Source organism: Poseidonibacter lekithochrous, from assembly GCF_013283835.1.
GTDB lineage: Bacteria > Campylobacterota > Campylobacteria > Campylobacterales > Arcobacteraceae > Poseidonibacter > Poseidonibacter lekithochrous.
Genome location: NZ_CP054052.1, coordinates 1,562,367 through 1,579,926, shown reverse-complemented (window position 1 = coordinate 1,579,926; position 17,560 = coordinate 1,562,367). Strand labels below are relative to the sequence as shown.

Sequence of the window (17,560 nt, the reverse complement as noted above, 5' to 3'; positions counted from 1 at the left end):
CATTACATAATAAAACTACCCAAGTAAGATATTAGACCCTACTACTAAAGAAACTAGCCCTGCAAATGTGAATACTCTTTTGATATTTTTTAGTGACTTTAATAAGTTACTATTGATATATAAAATAACTGCACCAAAACCAATAAATATAAGCATAACACCTAAAGTAAAGGCTAATACCATTGAGAAGTCAACACTAGCTGATTCAACTAAACCTAAAGTTACTAGCATACCTCTAACTCCACCTATTCCCATAAGTGTACCTATTGTAAATGCTGATGTAACATCTTTGTTCGAGTGAGTATGTTCTTTTCCAAAATAAATATGAACATGTTCAACACCATCATGAACGTGTTTGTTTAGATTGATTCTATTTGTAAATACTAAGAATAGTAAATATACACCCATTCCAAAAATTACTAATGCAGAGATAATATCTCCATATCCTAGAATATCCTCTGAGATATTGTACGTTTCTAAAATCTTAGCAAAGATAAATAAAGACACACCATGACCTATAGCAAACATCGTTGTAATTGTCATAGTTTTTCTTTTATTTTTTCCAATAGAAAAATCTGCAATTGCTGTTAGATGATCTGGTCCAAATGCATGTAAAATTCCATACCAAAATATTAAAAGTAATCCTATTGATTCCATATTTTCACCTTATGAATGATTATTCAATTTTTCGTAGTATATATTAAACAAAATAAAGTTAAACTAATTTATACATTACACTTATGTAGCTTTAGAACAAAATCGCAAAAAAGAGATAAAATCAAATATGAAATGTCAAAACTGTGGCAGCACAAACTTTTATAAACTCAAAGATGACTATATCAAATGTAAACAATGTACAAAGAAATATTCCCTAAAAAAATTAGAAAAAGATAGATTAATAAAAACTGCATTTTGTGAAAATAAAACAGCTCTGGAGTTATCAAAAGAGATGGGAGTAAATTATAGAACCATCAAAGATAGATATGATGAATATAGATACAATATTGCTAAATTCTTAGAAGATGAATACAATAATACTATCAAAGACTATAATGAATATGAAGAGTACTACTACTTTAATCAAAGACAAAAAAATAAAAAAATAAAATCCTTATATGAAGCTATTAATATTATGGGCTTTTACTCAACTGGAAAAGTCTATACCCTACTAATGCCCAAACTAATAAATAGAAAAGAAAGTAATAATGAGAACTTTGAACAGTATTTAAACTGGCACAAAATTCACTCAAAAGAATCATATAAAACGAATCTATATAGATTTTGGCAATTTTTAGAAGAAAATATAAAAAGATACAAAGGCATAAAAGAAGAGCATTTTTTCTATTATCTTAAAGAGTGTGAGTTTCGATTCAATTACAGTAAAGATGAACAAATACAAATATTATTGACACATATTAAGATATAATACAAGTAATAAATTTTTGACTGGATAAAAAATGAATAGCCTTATAGCCCTAGAAGAATTAATCAAAGCAGAAGAAGCAAGAGTTAAATTTGAGCGAAAACAACTAGCTGACCATGAATCAGGCGAAAATAAACTATCCAGAGTAGCTCTAGCTTCTGCTGAAACAAAACTAGATGAGGCACAAGAGTTATTAACAAAACACAAACTTATGCTTGAAGAACTTCTAAAACAAGATCAAGAAGAACTAGCAGAGAAAGAAAGACTAGAAGAAGCTATAAGAAGAAAGAAATATTTTGAAGAACAAAATATGCGAATCCTAAATAGCAAAGAAAGAAGTGACGACCAAAAACTAGAAGCTATGATGATTATAGATGAGCTTCCAGAGAATATAAACTTCGAAGATAAAGAGCTTTTTGAAGTAGCTGTTAAATCCCTAGAGTTAAATCTAAAAGACCACAAAGAACTAGCCGATAAATTAGGCATAATAAAAGCCGAATTCAAAGACCTTCTAAAGAATACAAAAGATGGCAAAATTAGCGAACTAGAGATGCTAAACTATAAAATACCAGTTCTTATACTACATTTCTCTGTATTTTTATCAGTATTAAAAGAGAACTTCACTGTAAAATGTGAAGATGGTAAAACTCCTCCAAAGTGTAATTTTCATGGTTTCCCAAAATATGAAGATTGGTGGATTGCTGAGCTTTGGTCTAGTCATCAAGCATATTTTGCATTGTTTAGATGGAAATCTATTATCAATACTTTTTGTAGAACAGGTGAACAAAAAAGATCTTGGGCTAAAATATTTGATAACTGGATATTCATAAAAAAAGTAATCAATGATAAAGGTGCTATGGCTTTTGACTATCATTTTGCTATGGACTCACTACTAATTGAATATGCAGAACTAGAAGAAGAACTAAACAATAAAAACCTAGAATCAATGGAAACAATTGTCAAAAGAATCACAAGCAAAGAAGACTTCTCAAAGGTTATGAAAAATCACAATATCATAACTCCATACTTACAATATAAAAAAGAGCGAATAGAAGGTAAAAAAGAAGAGAATTAAACTAAATAAGTTTATTCTTCATCTTTCCAAATAGGATTTTGTTCCCAGTTTTCAATAAATCCCATGCTCTCATATTTTACTTTGGGATATTTTTTTATTAAGTTTTTAATTTTTGTTTTAAACTCTATTTCATCTTCTCCTATACTTGAAAGAATAAATTCAATAATACTCAATACAAAAAATATTTTGTCATTTAGTTTTATTTCTTTCCCATCAACTAAGCTAGTTCTTTTAATACTTTTAAATTCATTAAGTTTCCTTGGTATTTCAAATTTAACACCTAAAGTTTTATTCCAAAGTCTACTATGATGAGCACAAATATTTCGTACTACTGATAATCCATGAAGCCAGTTTTTGAAGACATTGTTATTTATACCTTTTAGTTTAAATATCACTTCTTTTTGTTCATTTGTTTTCAGTATTGAATACAGTTTTGATATTGTTCCAAAGGATACTACTTCTACTACTGCCCAAAGTGGTAAGTCTGTAGTTTGATATGTATCTTTAAAATGTTTTATAAAAATTTCTTCTGATCTTTTTGTTTCATCTTTTAGATTTAATAGTACTTTCTCAAAAAAACCTTGAGAACATTCAAAGTTATCTTTTTCTAAATATCCAAATGATTCATATCTAAGAGCATGACTATATGTAATTTGTGTACGAAAATATATCTCAATACTCTCAATTGCTTCAAATATGATTTTTCTAAGTTCACTATCAAAATAATATAATTGAATAATATTTTCAAAAGAAGTATTTTCTAAAAAATCATCTTTTTTATCTGTATCTTGAAGTTGTTTAAATGGTAAAAAATAAGCACTAAGTCTATAGTAGTTAATTCTTTGAAGTTTAGATAATACAAAAGAATCATTTGTAATATTTAGTTTTCTTTGTTTTAATAAAATTAATTGTTCATCAAAAGTTTTAAACTTTTTTTGATATCTATTTTCTTGATTTTTTATATTTTGAAGTTGTTCTTGTAAGTTACTCATGAAGAAAACCCCTTCGTTGGCACTTCATTGAGAGGTGGAGGGGGTGTGTTAAAAGAAGTATAACTAATATACTCTTTATATTTATTAAAACAGCTACTTCTCATATTGAACCTTTATAGTCATAAAATAATATTTTTACTTATATTTTATCTAATAGATACCAAGATTACGATAAGTTATAAGAAAATAATAATATTATTAAACACACACTACACATGATTTAAATAAAATAAATCAATAAAAAGGATATAAAATGAATAAATATTTTGTAATAGCAGTACTTGGAGTATTAGCATTATTCTTTACAAACTTTTCTTCTGCAATAGAAGTGCCTAAAAACAAAAACATTGATTATGAAAACACTAAAAGAGCATATTTTGCAGGTGGTTGTTTTTGGGGTGTTGAGCACCTAATGGAAAGCAAAAAAGGTGTAAAGGACGTAATTAGTGGTTATATGGGTGGAACTGTAGAAAATCCTAATTATTACGGCGTAATAAAAGGCGATACAGGACATGTGGAAACTGTAGAGGTTATTTATGACCCAAGAGAAGTATCATATGAAACTCTTGCAAAACTATTCTTTGAAATCCATGACCCAACACAAAAAGACGGGCAAGGTCCAGATATTGGAAGTCAATACCTATCAGTGGTATTTTATGGAAATGATGAAGAAAAGAAAACTACAGAGAAACTAATAAATATCCTAGAGTCAAAAGGTTATGATGTAGCAACAACTCTTAAACCTCATAGTCCATTTTATGCAGCGGAAGGTTACCATCAAAACTATTATTTAAGAACTGGCAAAACTCCATATTGTCATGTGTATAAAAAAATCTTTGATTAAACATAATAATTAACTACAAAATTACGCAGACACTGTCTGCGTAATCTATTTTTAGCTACAATTCCAAAATGAATTCAGATATTAAAAAACTTACTATATTTACACTATTATTAATCTCTATGACAACTATGATGTCAAACGTAGCTATTGTTACAGCTTTACCTCATCTAAAAGAACATTTTACTGATATTAAAAACATAGAATTTTACTCACGACTTATGCTTACACTACCCTCTTTTGTTATAGCAATACTTGCGCCTATTTTAGGACATATTATTTTTCGATTTGGTAAAAAACGATCAGCTATTATCGCACTGATTGTATTTGCTATTTCGGGAAGTACTGGTCTTTATTTGGACAGCTTAGAATTACTTCTAGCTTCTAGAGCTGTATTTGGAGTTTGTGTTGCTACACTAATGATTGTATCTACTTCACTTGTTGGAGATTATTTTAAAGAACAAAGCCGACATAAATTTATGGGATATCAAAGTGCATTTACTGCTGTTGGTGGGGTTGTATTTGTTATTGGTGGAGGTTTTCTATCTGATATATCATGGAGATATTCTTTTGGTATTTATCTTATTGGATTTTTACTTTTGCCTTTGGCAATTACTCAATTAAAAGAAGTGAAAATTAATACTATAAAAGATGATGAAGTACAAGTTAGTTCAAAAATGTATTTTATATATTTTCTTAGCTTTTGTTATATGTTGATATTTTTTATTTTACCTACTCAAATACCATTTTTACTTATTGAAGAGTTTGGAGCTTCTGGGAAGTTTGCAGGAAGTGTTATTGGTACTGCTTTTTTAGCTAATGCATTTGGAGCTATTACTTTCTCAAAACTAAAAGCTAGATACTCATACTCAACTATATTTCTAATAGCTACTTTTATTATTGCTATGGGATTTACAGGTGTTGGCTTAGTTCAAGAATTACATCTATTTTATTTTACAGCTCCTTTACTTGGTTTTGGTGGGGGAATAATGCTTACAAACCTTACAGCATGGATGTTAAGTCGTACCACATTAAAGAAAAGAGTTAAAACTTCGGGATACTTTACTAGTGCTTTATTTTTTGGACAGTTTAGCTCCCCTTTGATTTTCCATAGTGCGGTATCAAATCTTGGGGTTCAGGACTTCTTTTTTGTAGTTGGAATAAGTTTAATAACTATTGTTTTTATTAGCTCTTACATAATGAAATTACAGCGGTGAATCAGGATTGTTTACGGGCATATCTGGGGTATGATTATCAAAGAACTCGTAAACTCTTGCATTTCTATTTACATCATCTTCATATTTATCATTTTTTAGTTTTTTATATTTAGCTATATTTCTAAGCTCAACAATAGAGCCTATGATAGGAATAAAAAGAATAAACAATACTTTATTTAACTTCTCTTTCTTTGAATATAAAATATCTTCTTGCAATACAGCAACAATAGATGCCAAAGTTAATACAAAATAAAAAGCAAATAGTAAAACTAAAATATAAAACATCATCTATCCTTTTATATATTATCTTATTTTTTTATTTAGCTTTTGTGTACTAACAAGAAGATAACAATTACATATTTTTTATTGTATAATTTATACAAAGGAAAGTAAGATGAAAAATTTATACTTATACTTAATAGCTTTTTTCTTTTTTTTTACTACAAACCTAAATGCAAACGACAATCAAAAAGTACTAATTCTACACTCATATAATCAGACATATAAATGGACAGATGATATAAATAAAGGAATAAAAGAAGTATTTAATACTAACTCTTCTTTTATAGATTTTTATGTTGAATATATGGATACAAAGCGTTTTGTATCCGATGAATACTATGATTTATTAAAAAGAACTTATGATAGAAAATATGAAAAGATCAAATTTGATTTGATTATTAGCTCTGATAATAATGCTTTTAATTTCATCAAAAAACACAATAATACTTTATTCAAAAAAACTCCAGTTGTTTTCATGGGAGTTAACTACTTAAAACCAAAAGATATAGAAGGATTTAGTAATTTTACAGGTATTAATGAACAAGCTAATATCATAAAAAATTACCAATTAATAAAAAAACTTCATCCAAATATCAAAAATATTTATACTATTATTGATGATACAACCACAGGAAATATTGTCAAAAAAGAGGCATTAGAGATTATAAAAAATTATTCTGATAAATCAATAAACTTTGAAATTATCACAAAAGTTTCTTTTGAAGAGCTAAAATACAAGGTTCAAAACCTACCAGAGAATAGTGCTATTTTATTATCTGTGTATTTTCGAACCAAAAATAATATGGCGTTAGAGTATTATGAAGTTTCTGAAATGATAGAGAAATACTCAAAAGCTCCTCTTTATGGATTGTGGGATTTCAATCTTGAAAACGGAATTATCGGTGGATACTTAACCAGTGGATATCATCAAGGTAAAACAGCTGCAAAAATGGGAAAACAAATCCTAGAAGGAACAAAAATATCAGATATTCCAGTACTTTATATAAGTCCTAATAAATACATCTTTGATAATAATAAGTTAGAAGCTTTTAATATTGAAAGTGTAAATTTACCAGTAGATAGTGTAATTATAAATAAAAAAATAAACTTCTTTCAAGCATATAAAAAAGAAATTATTACTCTTATTGTAGTGTTTATTTTCATGTTCATTTTTATTATATTACTTTTAATTAATATCCAAAAAAGAAAAACTGCAGAAGCAAAAACAAAAAAACAACTAAAATTCCAACAAGATTTAATAGATAGTGTACAAGCTCCAATTTATTACAAAAATAAAAAAGGTATTTATACTGGATGTAATAAAGCATTTGAAGAGTTATTAGATTTACGGAAAGATCAAATTATTGGTAAGTCTGTATATGATATGACTTCAAAAGAAATAGCAGATATTTATTATAAAAAAGATCAAGAGTTATTTGATAGTGGGTCATACCAAAAATACGAAGGAATATTCAAAGGGCGTGATAATAGCCGAAAGAATATGATTTTTTACAAAAATGTTTATTATGATGAAAACAATAATATTGATGGAATCATAGGTGTAATGTTTGATATTACTCAACTAAAAGAAGTATCAAAAAAACTAAATGAACTTAATAAAAACCTAGAAGATGAAGTTGAGAGAAGAACTATTGAATTAAAAGTAACCAATGAAGAATTAGCAGATTCAAATGAAGAGTTACAAACTACAATCTTTAATCTAGAAGAAACACAAAAACAATTAGTGATTTCTGAAAAGATGGCAAGTTTAGGTGGATTAGTTGCAGGCGTTGCACATGAGATTAATACTCCTGTTGGAATTGGAATTACTGGAATCACACACTTTATTGAATTGAATAAAAAAGTAAATAAACTATATAAAAATGAAGAAATGACAGAAGAAGAGTTTGAGCATTTCTTAGATAATTCTCTAGAAATAGCTACTTCAATTAATACAAATTTAATAAGAACCGCACAACTTGTGAAAAGTTTCAAACAAATTTCAGTTGATCAAACAAGTGAAGAAAAAAGAGAATTTTACGTTAAAGAGTATATAGATGAAACTCTTCTTAGTATGATTAATGTTATTAGAAAAAAAGATGTTAATATCCAAATAAACTGTGATGAAAATATCAAAATAAACTCTTTCCCTGGGGCATTTTCTCAGATTATTACAAATCTAATATTTAATTCATTTATTCATGGATTTGGCGATAATAAAAATGGTGACATTACAATTACTGCTACATTAGAAGATAATAAACTAAAAGTAATATATAAAGATACGGGAAAAGGAATACAAGAAGAAAATATTAATAAAATCTTTGATCCCTTCTTCACTACAAATAGAAACAATGGAGGTACAGGACTTGGACTAAATATAATTTATAATATAGTTACAAGTACTCTAAAAGGCTCTATTACTTGTAAAAGTAAAGTAAATGAAGGTGTAGAATTTACAATCATCACCCATGTATAAAAGAGAACTCTAACGAGTCATCTTTTTTACAAATACAACTACAAATAAAGCTAGTATAAATCCACCTAAAAGTGCCTCTATTCCTGCAAAAAACTTAGATATTCCAAGAGGTAATATATCTCCATATCCCAAGGTAGTAAAGGTCACTACACTAAAGTATAAACTATTTAGAAAGTCTTGTAAATTTTGTAAAGAACTTGCAGATGCTGAGAACATAATCATATCATCGTTGTAAGATAGTCCCGTCATAAAAAATATAAAAGAGAATAGTAATATAACTAATGCACTAATCAATACAATTCGTAAAGGTCGCTCTCCATAACCACATGAGAATTCCACTATTTTAGAGATTAATCTTTTTGTTGAAAATTGAGGCATTTGTTTTCTTCTCATTTTCATCTCTTTTTGGAAGAAAATTCCTGCTGTTTCAAACAACCCATCAGATTCAGTTGTAAGTCGTAAATTACGATATATTTCTTCTGATTGTTGGTATAAATCTATTTGTTCTTCTAAATTATTACTTTTTCTTGCTAATCGCTCTTGAATTAATTCTTCATCCCAAATAACATTTTCCAATCTTGCATGTTCAAAATTAACACCCAAAAGATTACAATTTCTCAAATCTGCAAAGTGTAAATTAGCTCCTGAAAAGTTTGCTTTCATCAAAGATGAACCAGAAAAATCTACTTTAAAACAGTGAGATTTAGAAAGATTCGCTTTATAAAAATCACAATTCTTTAGCTTGAAACCTTCATGGTGCCCTTGGTTTACTAGATTAATATTTTCTAAATTTGTATTTGATAGGTCAAAAGTATTAATAGGTTCTTGGGTTTTAGCCCTTGCTTCTAATAATAGTTTTAAATTTGAATTTTCTTTGTATAAACCCTGTTCCCATCTTTTATCATCGTTTGAGTTTGACATAATAAAACCCTAATAATTTATTTACTTACATTTTATATTAACTCTTCGTAAACAAAACTTTAATATAATCTCTTTTTATTTAACAAAGGGACAATTAATATGTTAAAAAATTCGTATTCAAGATTTAGAGTTATTTCGTTTATTGAGGGGCTTTCTTATTTATTACTAGTATTTGTAGCAATGCCTATTAAATATATTGGTGAAAATCCATACCCAGTAAAAATTGTGGGAATGGGACATGGGGTATTATTTATTCTGTTCTGTATTATTTTATTTGAAGCAATGAAAAAATGTAAATGGGATAAAGGTTTAGTATTTCAATATTTTGTATATTCATTATTACCATTTGGATTTATAATTATTGAAAATTCATTAAAAAAACAAACTCAAGATAACTAATGTTTTCACAAGCTGGATTCTTAGGAACTGAAGCTTTACTATTTTTAGATATTGCAACAGTTTATTTTGCTTTACTTCCTATATTTTTAGGAATTAGCATTTCTTATGCAATTAAAAAGCAGTATAAAAAACACTTTATTTCACAAAGTATAATATTAGCATTTACACTAATACTAGTAATTATATTTGAGATTGGAGTACGTTTAAGTGGCGGTTTTATGGAGTATGCAAAAAGCAGTTCTGTATCTTATGACTTCTTAGTTATATTCTTAATCGTTCATATAATTATAGCCATTGGTTCAGTTGGAGGATGGTTATATTTATATATAAGTGCATTCAAAGAGTATAGAAAAAATGGTTTAGCAAACTTCTCAATGAAAAACCATAAAAAGATTGGAAAATCAATATTTGCTACTTTAACACTTAGTTCTATCATGGGTGTTATGATATATATTTTCTTATTCGTATTATAAAACTTGACCAAGCACAATTTTTATAAGTGATCTTTTTGATATGATTTAATAAATTGTATCAAGAAGGTTTTATATGGATTCTCAAAAAGTAGTTTTAATTACAGGTGCGAGCTCTGGAATGGGTGAACAAACTGCACTACTTTTAGCAAAAAAAGGTTTTATAGTTTACTCAGGAACTAGAAACACAAAAAATATAAATACTAATAATTTACAAAATTTAATTCCACTAAAACTTGATATTACAAATCCTTCTAATATAAAAGAAGCAATAAATACAATAATCAAAAATCATAAAAAAATAGATATTCTAATTAACAATGCAGGTTATGGATTAGTTAGTACAGTAGAAGATTTAGACGAAAAAGAGATGTTTGATCAATATAATATTAATGTCTTTGGACTTCTTAGAGTTTGTAAAGAAACAATTCCTTTTATGAGAGTTCAAAATAGTGGTATTATTATCAATATCTCTTCTTTTTTAGGAAAAATTGGTCTTCCACTACTTACTCTTTATAACTCTAGTAAATACGCAGTTGAGGGAATAACTGACTCATTAAGATATGAATTAAGTGATTTCAATATAAGAGTTCACTCAATTATGCCAGGATTTTTCAATACTGATTTTGCAAAGAAAAATCTAGTTACAAACTTCGATACCTTTGATAAAAACTCACCTTATGCTAATACTGTATCCAAATTAGCTCCTGTAATAGTTGAGCAAATAAACCAAGGTAATGACCCTAAAGAAGTGGCTTTTATTATCAAAGAAATAATAGAAAATGAAAACTTCCCTGCAAGGGCAACTATTGGAGAGAAAGCCAAAAAATTCTTACCAATGAAAAAAGAGTTAAGCGATGAAGACTTCGAGCGTAGAGTTCGAGAATATTATAATTTAGGTTAATCATGGATAGTTTCTTTTTTAATATTACAGATACAAAATATAAAACAACAAAACTTTTTGAGAATAAAAATAGCCATATTACAAGAGTAGATATTTCAAACTCAATTGTTTTTCTAGATATAGATTTAGAAAATAATGAAGATATGCAATTTCCAATAAAAAACCTTGATAGAATGGTAGTAATATCTAGTATAAAAGATGGAGCTTTTTCTTTAAATGATCATATAAAAAACGAAGAGTTCATATCAAAAAAAGATGATGTTAATATCTTTTGTTCATCTAGACAAAACTTTACATTGAATATAAAAAAAGATAAAAGAACAAAGATATTCATCCTTTTTATTGCTGACTTTTTCTTAAAGAGATATTTATCAGGGAAAAAAACAGAACCCTTAGATTTCTTATACAATAAAATCCAAGGGGAAATATCCCTAGAGCTTGTAAATTCACAACCTATTGATGCTTTGAGTTTATATATCATAAGTAAAACACTTAACTCAAAAGAACATTTAAGTATGAATAGTATTAGATATGAGCATAATATTATGGAGTTTATAATTCATAGGTTTTCACTTTTAGATATTTGTGAAGATGAAATAAATGAAGAAGAGTTCCAAATAGCAAAAAAAGCAAAATCATATCTACTTAAAAACTATGTATCCCCTCCTACTATTCATGATTTAGCCCATCATTGTGCTACAAATGAATCAAAACTAAAAATTGTATTTAAACAAGTATATAAAATGACTATTTATAATTATGTGCAAAAACTTCGTCTTGAAAAAGCAAATTTATTACTAAAAGATAAGGTTTTAAATATTGGTGAGATTGCAAAAGATGTGGGCTATAAACATCAAGGACATTTCTCAAAACTGTTTTTTGAGACTTATGGCGTTTACCCAAAAGACCTATTAAAAAACTAATTTATTTATTTTTCTTTTCCAAAATTCTTTTAGTGCTAAAATTTATTTCTTCTAGTGCTAAAAGTATATTGATTGCGCGCAATCAATAAGAGTAAGATTACTGTATATATAAACAAAGGAATGAATATGTCACAAGTAGTTTTAATAACAGGCGCAACTTCAGGAATGGGAGAACTATCAGCTTCAACACTAGCAAATTCTGGATACAAAGTATATGCCGGAACTAGAAATATAAATGATCTAGACTCTTCAAATAAAAATATTACAAATATTTATATCGATGTAACAAAAACAGAATCAATAAAAGATGCAGTAGCTACAATAATCAAAAACGAAGGAAAAATCGATGTTTTAGTGAATAATGCTGGATATGGATTAGTAGCAACACTTGAAGAAGGAACAGATGAAGAAATCTTCAATCAATTTGATGTAAATGTATTTGGTTTAATTAAAACTACAAGAGAAGTACTTCCACATATGAGAAAAGCAAAAAGTGGTGTGATTATTAATATCTCTTCATTCTTAGGAAAAATGGGATTACCTCTTCTTTCTCATTATAATGCTTCAAAATATGCAGTTGAAGGAATCGTAGATTCACTAAGATTTGAAGTAGCACCTTTTGGAATTAGAGTTCACTCTATTCAAGCAGGATTATTTGGAACAAACTTTGTAAAAAAAGGTCTTGTTGCAAATGCTCAAACAACAAGTGAAGACTCACCATACAAAGACTTAGTAGCTCACTTTGTACCAATTGTTGCAAAAGCTATTAATGAAGGTCCAAGTCCACAACCAATTGCAGATGCTGTAAAAAGTATTATTGAAGATGAAAACAGTGATATTGCACTTGAGGTTGGAGTTGAAGCTAGTACTTTTGTACCATTAAGAAAAGAGTTAAGTGATAAAGATTTTGAAAATAAAATCAAAGAGACTTTTGGAATCTAAAACAAAGAGAAAAACATGAAAACTATTATCCAAGTTATTATTGTAGCTTTTATAGTTATCTCAATTTTATTATCCCTTCCTTCAATTTTGAAGCAAAGGGATTTTAAAGTATATGAAGATGACCTTCTACGTAAAACTGCCATTGCAAAGGGATTAAAAGCTATTCCTAATAACTATGAAGATTTAGAAAAAATCTATAAAGAAAAAGATATCACTTTAGATAAAGAAAAAATACTTTTAGGAAAAGAACTATTTTTTGATACAAAACTATCTTCAAATAATGATACTTCTTGTTCTACTTGTCACTTAATAAGTAAAAATCCTCAAGAGAAAAAAATCATTCTTAATGCTCTAACTAGTAATAAACAACCTAATGATATGCAAGATGCTAATAACTGTGTTCTTTGTCATTTAGGAGATGAGAGTGGTACAGATAGATTAGCTACCTCTGTTGGAAGTAATGGAGAGCTAAATCCCTATCATCTAAATACTTTGACTATTTTAAATACTTCTCTTGCTAAGTTTTTAACGTGGACTGGGGAAGTAAAAAGCTTGGAAGAAGAAGTAGATAAAGCTATAAAATCTCCACATCAATTAAATATGAACGAAAAAACTTTATTAGAAAAACTTCATAATGATGAAAAATATAAAGATATGAATTTAAATTATGAAGATATAAAAATCTCTATTGCCTCGTATGTAAGAACACTGCTTACTAGAAGTAGTTTTGATAGATTCTTAGAAGGTGATAATAATGCTATAAATGCCCAAGCAAAACAAGGGCTTGCAAACTTTATGAACTTTGGTTGTAGTGGTTGTCATACAGGTATGAGTGTTGGCGGTCAAAGTGTACAAAGATTTCCTTTAAGACATTTCGCAGGAATTCATGACCTAAGACCAAACCTAGGCTCACCACCTGATTTTGAAATCATTGATAATAGTTTTCCTTTTGAAAATAAAGGTGGATTCAAAGGTCGAGCTAATACAAACTTCTTTAGGGTTCCAATTCTTAGAAATGTAACAAAAACATCTCCATATTTTCATAATGGAGCAGTTGATAAAATAAAAGAAGCAGTTGAGATTATGGGACGTCACCAATTAGGAATAAATCTTACAAGTAAACAAATTGATGAAATAACAGCCTTTCTTAAAACCCTAGAAGGAAATATAGTTGATTATGATGAAGGAGCCAATAAATGAAATTTTTAAATGTAAAATGGTTAATAATCATAATCTTTATAACAGGTATTTTACAGATGGATATATTAAGTCTTCCATGGGAATACTTAAAAACCATATCAGTAATACATGCTTTTTTATCTATAGTTTTTTCAGTATTTTATATTATTCCTTTTGTAAATAAACACGCATATAAATATATCGTTGTAAAAAGAAAAAATAGTTTTGTTGGTTGGGTTTTAGGTTTTATATTATTACTTGTAATACTAAGTGGATTTTACTTATTTTTTATAGGAAATACAGGAGGAGATATGCTAGGAATCATATCATTTAATATACATCTTTATGGTTCATTTGTACTTATTGTATTTTTATTATCACATACAAAAAATATGTATAAAAAACCTATGATAAATACTTTTTTATTAGTCTCAATTTTATCTTTAATTAGCACTGTTGAGCTTAGAGCTTATGATGAAAACCTAGTTGGAATAAAACTAGAAAATGATAAAAAAATGTATCATAATGAAGATTGGACAAACTCAACAAAATGTAAGTCTTGTCATAATGAAATCTTTAATCAATGGGCAAACTCAAATCATAAAAATCTAGTAGGTTCAAACCCTTATTATATGCTTTTAGAAGCAATTGCAGGGGAAGTTGAAGGGGAAGAGTTTAGACAATGGTGTATGGGCTGTCATAACCCAAGTGGACTTACGACAGGTCTTACTCGAACAAGCCATAATATGAATGAAAATAGCTTAGCAAATACTCTATTTGAAAAAAATGGTAAAAACCTAGTTGATAATTATAAAAAACATGGAAATGCTAGACTTGAAGAAGGTGTTTCTTGTCTTACTTGTCACAGAATCTCTGAGGCTTCAAGTGTTGGAAATTCTTCTTATACTTTGGATTTAACAAATAGAAAAAAATATCCTTTTGAAGATGATGAAACAAGTATAAGAAGTTATTTGGGGCATAAGTTTATAAATGCAAAACCTAAAGAACATAAAGACAGTTATATGAAACCTTTATATAAAGACCCAAAATACTGTGCTTCTTGTCATGATGAAACTTCTCCAATAACTGGAAAAAAAATAGTTTCGACTTATCAGCAATGGAAGGAATCAGAATATAATAGTCCAAATGATAAGGCTAAAAATAAAACTTGTATTGATTGTCATATGACAAATCTTGAAGATGGTAAATTCTCACCATTAAGAGGAACATCAACAAGCGGTGGAGTTATAAAAGATGATGTTAAAGTTCACTATTTTGCAGGCTCAAACCACTTTTTATCAGGGCTAAAAGATAAAAAAGCAGAAGATCAAACAATACAACTTCTTAGAACCTCAGCTAAACTAGATGTAAATATTAAAGATAATCAAGTTCATGTAGGTGTTACAAATGTAGGAGCGGGACATCATTTACCAACTGGTGTTGCGGATTTTAGAGAGCTTTGGCTTGATATTACTATAAAAGATAAAAATAAAAATATAGTATTTTCAAGTGGAAAACTAAAAGAAGATGGAAATCTAGGAGAGGATGCAAGACCATTTATGAAGGTATTTGGAGATGAAAATGGAAATCCAGTTGGGCTATTATTTTGGAAATATAAAACACTTCTAAAAGATACAAGAATACCAGCTAAACAGCGAAGAGTTGAATCATATGATTTAGCAAAGAACTTAGCTTATCCATTAGATGTAGATGTTAAATTGAATTTTAGAATATATCCTCAGTGGGTGACAGATGCGGTTAAGAAGGCATTTCCAACATTACCTAATCCTCCAGTAATAAAACTAGAAGAGATTAAAAAAGAATTTAAAAAGTAGGTTTATAACTTACTTTTTATTTAAGTAAATCTTTTTTAGCAAAAAGATAAAAAAGTGACATTATAGGTATAAGAAGAACTCCAATTAACCAAACTTTTCTCTCGTCTTTATTTTTAAATTTACTAGAGAGAATAGAGAACATGGAGTAAAGCCATATCGCAATAACAGTCACTACTGCTACAAGTGCATAGGTTGCCATGATAACTCCTTTTATTTAATTATAAACCTATGTTTATTAAAACAATAAAAAGAATGGCAATTAGTTTGAAAAGCAAAGATACTTAAACTAAATAGTTTATTTATCTTTGTTAGCTTGAGCTTCTCGAAGTTTGTCTTTTTTACTTTTTCTTTTACCTTTAACTGCTTCGGCACCTTTTTGTTTCACAGGGGCTTTTCCAGTAGGTTCAAAACCTTCTAATACTTCTTTTTCTAAAGAAATCTTACATCTCTTTTCAATTAGTTTAAAGTGTTCACTATTTTCATTAGTGATAAAAGATATTGCAAGTCCATCTTTTCCAGCTCTTCCAGTTCTTCCGATTCTATGAACATAATCAGCAGTTGCTCTTGGTAAATCGAAGTTTATAACACAAGTAATATCATTAATATGTAAACCCCTTGCTGCAATATCTGTAGCAAAAAGAACATTGATTTTTTTAGCTTTAAAATCTTCTAGAGTTTCTACTCTCTCTTCTTGGATTAAATCCCCATGAAAAGACTCTGCTTCAATTCCATGTTTTCTGAACTTAGCAGCAATATTATCACTAGCTCTTTTATTTGCCATAAATACTAAAACTAAAGGCCAATCATTAGATTGGATTAGATGTCTTAATAGTGGTCCCCTATTCTCAGAGTTTACTCTAATAGCTCTTTGCTGTATTTTTTCAACAGTTGGTGCCTCTTCTTCTTGTTCGACCTTTACAGCACTTGTAGTAATCTTAGAAGCTATATCTAACATCTTTTGAGGGTATGTAGCTGAGAATAATAAGTTTTGTCTATTTTCTGGTAATTCTTTTAGAATCTCATCTAACTCATCAGAGAATCCTAAATCAAGCATTTTATCTGCTTCATCTAATACAAAAAATTCTAATGTAGATAAATCAATCTGTTTTTTGTTGATAATATCTAATAATCTTCCAGCAGTTGCAACAACAATATCACAACCTTTTTGAATATCAAGTAGCTGATCTCCAATACTAGCTCCCCCAATAACACTAACTATTTTTGGTTTTTTATTGAAGTTTTTACTAAAGATTTCAAAAGTATTAGCAACTTGCAAAGTAAGCTCTCTAGTTGGAGCTAAAACTAATGTAGTAATTTTGGCTTTTTTGGGATGATTATATCCTAGCCATTTTTCTAAAATTGGTAATACAAAACCAGCTGTTTTACCGCTACCTGTTTGGGCTTTTGCCATTAGGTCTTTATTTTCTAAAACAAGAGGTATTACTTTTTCTTGAATTTGTGTAGTTGAAATATACTTATTTTCATCTAGGGATTTTTGTATATTTTCATTAAGATTAAAAGTGCTAAATTGCATGAAAGATTCCTCTGTTTATTTCCTCGCATTTTAGGGGGTTTTAGCTTTAAAGCTAATATAAAAGAAATAAAAAAACAAAGTTAATATAGGGATTTATCATGTAGTGAAAAATTCAGAAATATTTAGCTAAAAATTTATCTTTTT

At 28.2% G+C, this 17,560-nt stretch carries 18 protein-coding genes; 12 read left to right on the top strand and 6 right to left on the bottom strand.

Going from position 1 to position 17,560, the window contains the following annotated elements:
- Positions 1 to 15: 15 nt before the first annotated feature.
- Positions 16 to 657: a hypothetical protein gene (locus tag ALEK_RS07635; RefSeq protein ID WP_071625755.1), complete on the bottom strand. Its 642-nt coding sequence runs from the start codon at positions 655 to 657 to the stop codon at positions 16 to 18.
- Positions 658 to 784: 127 nt separating this feature from the next.
- Here ALEK_RS07635 and ALEK_RS07630 point away from each other — a divergent pair, with 127 nt between their 5' ends.
- Both ALEK_RS07630 and ALEK_RS07625 read left to right on the top strand, forming a co-directional pair.
- Positions 785 to 1,426: a hypothetical protein gene (locus ALEK_RS07630; RefSeq protein WP_071625756.1), complete on the top strand. Its 642-nt coding sequence runs from the start codon at positions 785 to 787 to the stop codon at positions 1,424 to 1,426.
- A gap of 31 nt (positions 1,427 to 1,457) precedes the next feature.
- Positions 1,458 to 2,498, top strand: a complete 1,041-nt coding sequence (locus ALEK_RS07625; RefSeq protein WP_071625757.1) for a hypothetical protein — start codon at positions 1,458 to 1,460, stop codon at positions 2,496 to 2,498.
- Between the two features lie 11 nt (positions 2,499 to 2,509).
- Here the strand turns inward: ALEK_RS07625 and ALEK_RS07620 are convergent, their stop codons facing one another.
- Positions 2,510 to 3,490, bottom strand: coding sequence for an Abi family protein (locus ALEK_RS07620; protein ID WP_071625758.1), 981 nt, complete (start codon positions 3,488 to 3,490; stop codon positions 2,510 to 2,512).
- A gap of 253 nt (positions 3,491 to 3,743) precedes the next feature.
- Between ALEK_RS07620 and msrA the strand changes: the two genes are divergently transcribed.
- Together msrA and ALEK_RS07610 are read left to right on the top strand one after the other, a co-directional pair.
- Entirely contained in the window at positions 3,744 to 4,334 is a 591-nt protein-coding gene (gene msrA / locus ALEK_RS07615) for a peptide-methionine (S)-S-oxide reductase MsrA (protein WP_071625759.1), read from the top strand.
- Positions 4,335 to 4,402: 68 nt separating this feature from the next.
- Positions 4,403 to 5,548 carry an MFS transporter gene (locus ALEK_RS07610; RefSeq protein WP_071625760.1) on the top strand — a complete coding sequence of 382 codons (1,146 nt, stop codon included), beginning with the start codon at positions 4,403 to 4,405 and terminating at the stop codon, positions 5,546 to 5,548.
- On the opposite strand, the gene ALEK_RS07605 is transcribed toward ALEK_RS07610, so the two are convergent.
- Entirely contained in the window at positions 5,537 to 5,833 is a 297-nt protein-coding gene (locus ALEK_RS07605; protein ID WP_071625761.1) for a hypothetical protein, read from the bottom strand. The two genes, ALEK_RS07610 and ALEK_RS07605, sit on opposite strands and share 12 nt — an antisense overlap.
- 109 nt (positions 5,834 to 5,942) lie before the next feature.
- Here ALEK_RS07605 and ALEK_RS07600 point away from each other — a divergent pair, with 109 nt between their 5' ends.
- Entirely contained in the window at positions 5,943 to 8,309 is a 2,367-nt protein-coding gene (locus ALEK_RS07600) for a sensor histidine kinase (RefSeq protein WP_071625762.1), read from the top strand.
- A 9-nt stretch (positions 8,310 to 8,318) separates the two neighbouring features.
- On the opposite strand, the gene ALEK_RS07595 is transcribed toward ALEK_RS07600, so the two are convergent.
- Positions 8,319 to 9,230, bottom strand: coding sequence for an ion channel (locus ALEK_RS07595; protein WP_071625763.1), 912 nt, complete (start codon positions 9,228 to 9,230; stop codon positions 8,319 to 8,321).
- Positions 9,231 to 9,329: 99 nt separating this feature from the next.
- On the opposite strand from ALEK_RS07595, the gene ALEK_RS07590 reads away from it, so the two are divergent.
- From ALEK_RS07590 to ALEK_RS07560, 7 genes are all read left to right on the top strand, one after another.
- Positions 9,330 to 9,629, top strand: coding sequence for a DUF3817 domain-containing protein (locus tag ALEK_RS07590; RefSeq protein WP_071625764.1), 300 nt, complete (start codon positions 9,330 to 9,332; stop codon positions 9,627 to 9,629).
- A complete protein-coding gene (locus tag ALEK_RS07585) occupies positions 9,629 to 10,102 on the top strand; it encodes a DUF420 domain-containing protein (protein ID WP_071625765.1) in 474 nt (157 codons plus the stop codon). Before ALEK_RS07590 ends, ALEK_RS07585 begins: the two co-directional genes overlap by 1 nt.
- A gap of 73 nt (positions 10,103 to 10,175) precedes the next feature.
- Positions 10,176 to 11,003: an SDR family oxidoreductase gene (locus tag ALEK_RS07580; protein ID WP_071625766.1), complete on the top strand. Its 828-nt coding sequence runs from the start codon at positions 10,176 to 10,178 to the stop codon at positions 11,001 to 11,003.
- A 2-nt stretch (positions 11,004 to 11,005) separates the two neighbouring features.
- Complete coding sequence (locus ALEK_RS07575) at positions 11,006 to 11,926, top strand: helix-turn-helix transcriptional regulator (RefSeq protein WP_071625767.1); 921 nt, start codon at positions 11,006 to 11,008, stop codon at positions 11,924 to 11,926.
- Between the two features lie 126 nt (positions 11,927 to 12,052).
- The gene (locus ALEK_RS07570; protein WP_071625768.1) at positions 12,053 to 12,868 is read left to right on the top strand and encodes an SDR family oxidoreductase; all 816 of its coding nucleotides are present in this window, start codon (positions 12,053 to 12,055) and stop codon (positions 12,866 to 12,868) included.
- A 15-nt stretch (positions 12,869 to 12,883) separates the two neighbouring features.
- Positions 12,884 to 14,068, top strand: a complete 1,185-nt coding sequence (locus tag ALEK_RS07565; RefSeq protein ID WP_087148713.1) for a cytochrome-c peroxidase — start codon at positions 12,884 to 12,886, stop codon at positions 14,066 to 14,068.
- On the top strand, positions 14,065 to 15,882 hold the full coding sequence (locus ALEK_RS07560; protein WP_071625769.1) for a multiheme c-type cytochrome: 1,818 nt from the start codon (positions 14,065 to 14,067) through the stop codon (positions 15,880 to 15,882). Before ALEK_RS07565 ends, ALEK_RS07560 begins: the two co-directional genes overlap by 4 nt.
- Positions 15,883 to 15,898: 16 nt before the next feature.
- Here ALEK_RS07560 and ALEK_RS07555 read toward each other — a convergent pair whose 3' ends face one another.
- Complete coding sequence (locus tag ALEK_RS07555; RefSeq protein ID WP_071625770.1) at positions 15,899 to 16,081, bottom strand: hypothetical protein; 183 nt, start codon at positions 16,079 to 16,081, stop codon at positions 15,899 to 15,901.
- 96 nt (positions 16,082 to 16,177) lie between these two features.
- Positions 16,178 to 17,416: a DEAD/DEAH box helicase gene (locus tag ALEK_RS07550; RefSeq protein WP_071625771.1), complete on the bottom strand. Its 1,239-nt coding sequence runs from the start codon at positions 17,414 to 17,416 to the stop codon at positions 16,178 to 16,180.
- Between the last annotated feature and the right edge of the window lie 144 nt (positions 17,417 to 17,560).